At 62.6% G+C, this 994-nt stretch carries 1 pseudogene; it reads left to right on the forward strand.

The window, feature by feature from the left end:
* Window positions 1-994, forward strand: a pseudogene (gene istA, locus AAFM29_RS17715) (IS21 family transposase); the annotation flags it as partial.

Here is a 994-nt window from a genome sequence, read left to right on the forward strand (position 1 = left end):
CCCATATGCGGCTGTGCCATAGCCGGATGTTCTTCGTGCGCGCCTATCCGCGCGAGACGCAGGAGATGGTGTTCGACGCCCATGCCCGGGCCTTCGCCTTCTTTGGCGGCATCTGCACACGCGGGATATACGACAACATGAGCACCGCGGTGGATGCGGTATTCCTGGGCAAGGAACGCAAGTTCAACCGCCGGTTCCTGCAGATGTGCAACCACTACCTGTTCGAACCCGTCGCATGCACGCCGGCGGCGGGATGGGAGAAGGGCCAGGTCGAGAACCAGGTAGGTATGGTGCGCGAACGCTTCTTCACGCCCCGTCTGCGCTTCGCCAGCTACGAGGAATTGAACGCATGGCTGCTCGACCGTTGCCTCGAACATGCCCGCGTCCATCGCCATCCCGAGTTACGTGATCGCACAATCGTCGATGTGTTTGAGGACGAGAAGCCTGCGTTGATGCGCATGCCCTCGGTGCCATTCGACGGCTTCCACGCTGTCACTGCCTCGGTGTCCAAGACATTGCTGGTGCGGTTCGATTACAACAAATACTCGGTGGCGGCGCGGGCACTCGGGCGCCCTGTGGAGGTCAACGCCTATGCCGACCGCGTCGTCATCCGCCAGGGTGACGATATCGTCGCCGAGCATGACCGTCGCTACAGCCGCGAACAGACCGCTTACGATCCCTGGCACTATGTGCCGGTTCTGGCGAAGAAGCCGGGCGCGCTGGGGAACGGTGCGCCGTTCAAGCAACTGGCCCTGCCGCCAGCGCTGGAGCGTCTGCGCGTCAAACTGAAGGGCAGTGACGATGGCGCCACCGCTGCCACAGGCAGCGGAAGGTTCTGAAAATTTGTGCGCGAAGCGCACGGGCAGATGGTCAAGATCCTGACGGCGGCGACAGTTGATGGCCTCGATGCGCTGGAATTGGCTGCGGCCGAAGCATTGGCCCAAGGGGTAACCAGCGCCGATGTCGTGCTCAATATCCTGGCCCGGTCCCGATC

It is taken from the genome of Erythrobacter sp. (genome assembly GCF_038133525.1).
In the GTDB taxonomy this organism is placed as follows: domain Bacteria; phylum Pseudomonadota; class Alphaproteobacteria; order Sphingomonadales; family Sphingomonadaceae; genus Qipengyuania.